This window comes from Halorubrum sp. SD612 (assembly GCF_002135005.1).
The window spans coordinates 1-3,942 of sequence record NZ_NEWI01000201.1 but is presented as its reverse complement, the minus strand read 5'-3'; the positions used below and the strand labels follow the sequence as shown (position 1 = coordinate 3,942).

Below are 3,942 nucleotides of genomic sequence, written 5' to 3'. Positions count from 1 at the left end.
GTCGCGAGCAACCGAGCCGGCTTCTCCCGCCCCGACGCCGACGACGGCGGCGAGAAGCCGGCTCGGTTGCTCGCGACGCTCCGGCGGCTCTCGGGACCGCTGCTCGTCGTCGCGCACGACAACCCCGACCCCGACGCCATCGCGAGCGCGCTCGGGCTGGCGCGGATCGCGGCGTCGATCGGCGTCGACGCCGACGCCTGCTACGGCGGCGAGATCGCCCACCAGGAGAACCGCGCGATGGTGAACCTCCTCGACATCCGGCTCCGGTCGTTCGACGAGATCGACCTCGGCGCGTACGGCGGCGTCGCCCTGGTCGACCACTCCCGCGCGGGGATCAACGACAGCCTCCCCGAGGGGCACCCGGTCGACGTCGTCGTCGACCACCACCCGCCGCGGGGGCCCGTCGCGGGGTCGTTCGTCGACATCCGCCCGGCGGTCGGGGCGACGAGCACGCTGATCTCGGAGTACCTCTCGCGGTACGGGATCGCGCCGGAGCGGGACCTCGCGACGGCGCTTCTGTACGGCATCCGGATCGACACGAAGGACTTCACGCGCGCGACCGCCATCGACGACTTCGAGGCGGCGGCCGCGCTGCTCGCGCACGCCGACGAGTCGACGCTCGAACGCGTCGAGAGCCCGAGCGTGAGCCCCGAGACGCTTCGCGTCCTCGCGGCCGCTATCGAGAACCGCGACGTTCGCGGGCGGGTGGCCGCCTCCTGCGTCGGCGAGATCGCCGACCGCGACGCGCTCGCGCAGGCGGCCGAGCGCCTCCTCGACTTAGAGGACGTGACGGTGACGTTCGTCTACGGCTACGTCGACGGGGTGATCTACGGCTCCGCCCGCGCCCGCGGCGCCGACGTCGACGCGGGCGAACTGCTGCGCGACGCGCTCGACCCCGTGGGCTCCGCCGGCGGTCACGCCGCGATGGCCGGGGCGCAGGTCCCGCTCGGCATCCTGAGCGAGGTTTCCGAGTCGGAGTCGCTGCCGGACGTCGTCGAGGCGTTCGTCGCCGGCCGGTTCTTCGAGGCGCTCGACGACGCGCCCGCCCAGCCGACCGGCCTCCCGCCGGAGTTCCCGACCGACTGAGCGCGCGAGGTGTGCTAACGGATATCTCGGCGGCACAAGGCACTCGTCGCCGGCCGTCGACGCTATCCCGTCGCCGCCATGTCTGACGGTCTCTACGACGAGCGCCCGCGGCTGTACGACGCGATCCAGTCCGAGTGGGACTACGACCGCGACGCCGCCTTCGTGTTCGACGCGCTCGCCGATCGTGGGGTCGACCTGGGCGACGCCGGCTCCGGGCGCCTGCTTGAGGTCGGCTGCGGCACCGGCGAGCACGCTCGTCGGTTCGCGGCGCGCGGGCTCGACGTGACCGCGATAGACGTCCACGAGGGAATGCTGGACGTCGCGCGCGAGAAGTGCGCCGGCGTGGACGGTGAGGCCGACATTGAGCTCCGCCGAACCGGCCTTCCGGACCCGGACCTTGGAGACGTGGCGCCGTTCGGCGCCGCCGTCGCGATCCGCGGCGTCGTGAACCACCTCGCGTCGGCCGGTCTCGACCCCGCGATCGCCGCGCTCCGCGACCGCCTGCGCCCGGGGGGCGTCCTCGTCTTCGACAACTCCCCGCTGCCGCCCGACGGGAACCGACCGCCGACGGGCGGCTCGACTGGCGCGCGGTGACGTTCACCCCCGACGGCGACCCGTTCGTCGACCGCCGCCGGATGACGCCGTTCGCCGACGCGCGGATCGCCGACGCCCTCGCCGACGCCGGGTTCGACGACGTCGAGGTCGCGGACGGGTACGGCCCCGGAGACGATCGGAGCGTGTTCGTCGCGGTCCGGTAGGACGCCGGTCGCGGTGTCGCCGTCGTCGAGCGACTGTCACGGAGTGGCAGGCCGGTCGTGCGGAAATCGCGCAACGGTCGCAACGTACATACGACGCGCCGGCCAACTGGCGGGTATGACAGACGAAGTCGTCGAACACCGTCGACTGATCATCGCCGGCACCGGCATCTCGGGCCTCTCCGCGGCGATCTACGCCGCGCGGTCGAACAACGACCCCCTGCTCGTCGAGGGCGACGAGCCGGGCGGCCAGCTCACGCTGACGACCGACGTGGAGAACTACCCCGGCTTCCCCGAGGGGATCTCCGGGCCGCAGCTGATCAACGACATGAAAGCGCAGGCGGAGAAGTTCGGCGCCGAGTCGCGCAACGGCGTCATCGAGGACGTCTCGAAGGAGCCCGCGGGCCACTTCCGCGTCGCGCTCTCGGACGGCGACGTCTACACCGCCGACGCCGTCATCGCCGCGTCGGGCGCCAGCGCGCGGACGCTGGGCGTCCCCGGCGAGGACGAGCTGATGGGGTACGGGCTCTCGACGTGTGCGACCTGCGACGGCGCGTTCTTCCGCGACGAGGACATGCTCGTCGTCGGCGGCGGCGACGCCGCGATGGAGGAGGCGAACTTCCTGACGAAGTTCGCGGACACGGTGTACATCGCGCACCGCCGCGAGGAGTTCCGCGCCGAGGACGTGTGGATCGAGCGCGTGATGGACAAGGTGGACGACGGGGAGATCGAGCTCCTCCTCAACACCGAGCTCACCGAGATCCACGGCACGCCCGAGGACGGGATCGAGTCTGTGACGCTCGTCGAACACCCGGACGGCCACCCGACCGAGAAGCTCGACGACTCCGCGACCGCCGGCGAGGTCGACGAGTACGAGTTCGACGTGGGCGCCGTCTTCTACGCCATCGGCCACACGCCGAACACGGACTTCCTCGAGGGGACCGGCATCGAGACCGACGACGACGGCTACCTCGTCACCGAAGGCGGCCGCGGCGGCAACCAGACCGCGACCGGCGTCCCGGGCCTCTTCGGCGCGGGCGACGTGGTCGACTTCCACTACCAGCAGGCGGCCACCGCGAGCGGCATGGGCGTGAAGGCCGCGCTCGACGCCGACGAGTACCTCTCCGAGCGCGAGCGCGCCGGCGAGCTGTACGAGGTCGAGGTCGACGCCGCGGCCGCGGACGACTGAGACGGTCGCCGTCCTCGTCCAACGACTCGGTGACTCAAACCGTTGTTTGACCCATAGACGGTACTATCCCCGCCTCTCCCGTCGTTCGGAACGTGATGAACAGACGCGGTCTCGCCGTCGTCGCCGCTGCGCTCGCGTTGTTCGTGACCGGTAGCGCCGTCGCCCTCGCCGGTCCGGTGTCGGGAGGGCCCGGGGGCCTCCTCGGGGGAGCGAGCGACCCGCCGGCGCTGCTTCACTTCGATACCGACGAGGTCCGCTGTCCCGACGAGTTCGCGGCCAACAGTTCGACTGCGGTGTCCGCCGGGCCCGGGAACACCGAGATCACGTACGCTCGAAACGTCTCCCTGCCGAGTTCCTCGCACGCGGTCGGCGGCCCGACGTTCGAACGGCTGAACGGGTCGGCCTACGTCCTCGACGTCCCGATCGAGGAGGCGGGGAACGCGTCGCGGTCGTGTTCGGGCGTCGTCCGCTACAACGGCACGATGCGGATTCCCGCGGGCGACGATCCGTGGACCCTGATCGTGAAGCAGGACGGCGAGACGGTCACGACGCTCCGGGGCGACTCGGACCACTCCCTCCTCGGCGGGTCGACGAGCGTGAGCGGAAGCGTTTCGGCCCCGGAACAGACGGACGACTCCACGAACTCGTCAGGAGACTGATGTCGCATCGGCGGTGAACGGCGCCGAAGTCCCGGCCGCTCACTTATAAATGGCTAACCGTAGATCGACGGTGAACGCCGCCAAAGCCCCGGCCGCGAGGACTCGGTGCACTCGCTGCGCTCCTCGTTCGTTCGCTCCGCTCACTCACTGCGGTGCTTGCGTCGCGCGCCGTCGTCCTCGCGGCTGCCCCTTTGAGTCCCACCCGACCGCGACCGCACCGCGCCTCACGCCTCCCCAGCCTCGTCAGCCGCCT

Annotated in this window: 5 protein-coding genes; all 5 read left to right on the top strand. The window is 71.4% G+C overall.

Annotated features, from left to right (window positions below):
* On the top strand, window positions 1–1,086 hold a 1,086-nt coding region (locus B9G38_RS14985), incomplete at its 5' end, for a bifunctional oligoribonuclease/PAP phosphatase NrnA (RefSeq protein WP_086220907.1).
* Between the two features lie 78 nt (window positions 1,087–1,164).
* Entirely contained in the window at window positions 1,165–1,680 is a 516-nt protein-coding gene (locus B9G38_RS14980; protein WP_233127231.1) for a class I SAM-dependent methyltransferase, read from the top strand.
* On the top strand, window positions 1,677–1,844 hold the full coding sequence (locus tag B9G38_RS18625) for a hypothetical protein (protein WP_233127230.1): 168 nt from the start codon (window positions 1,677–1,679) through the stop codon (window positions 1,842–1,844). The genes B9G38_RS14980 and B9G38_RS18625 overlap by 4 nt, the downstream gene beginning before the upstream one ends.
* Window positions 1,845–1,959: 115 nt before the next feature.
* Window positions 1,960–3,030, top strand: coding sequence for an NAD(P)/FAD-dependent oxidoreductase (locus B9G38_RS14975; RefSeq protein ID WP_086220906.1), 1,071 nt, complete (start codon window positions 1,960–1,962; stop codon window positions 3,028–3,030).
* A gap of 95 nt (window positions 3,031–3,125) precedes the next feature.
* On the top strand, window positions 3,126–3,689 hold the full coding sequence (locus B9G38_RS14970) for a hypothetical protein (protein WP_086220908.1): 564 nt from the start codon (window positions 3,126–3,128) through the stop codon (window positions 3,687–3,689).
* The last annotated feature ends 253 nt before the right edge of the window (window positions 3,690–3,942 follow it).

Coding starts and splice junctions, on each gene's coding strand:
- B9G38_RS14975 (WP_086220906.1), top strand. CDS start 1,960: ATGACAGACGAAGTCGTCGAACACCGTCGACTGATCATCGCCGGCACC.
- B9G38_RS14980 (WP_233127231.1), top strand. CDS start 1,165: ATGTCTGACGGTCTCTACGACGAGCGCCCGCGGCTGTACGACGCGATC.
- B9G38_RS14970 (WP_086220908.1), top strand. CDS start 3,126: ATGAACAGACGCGGTCTCGCCGTCGTCGCCGCTGCGCTCGCGTTGTTC.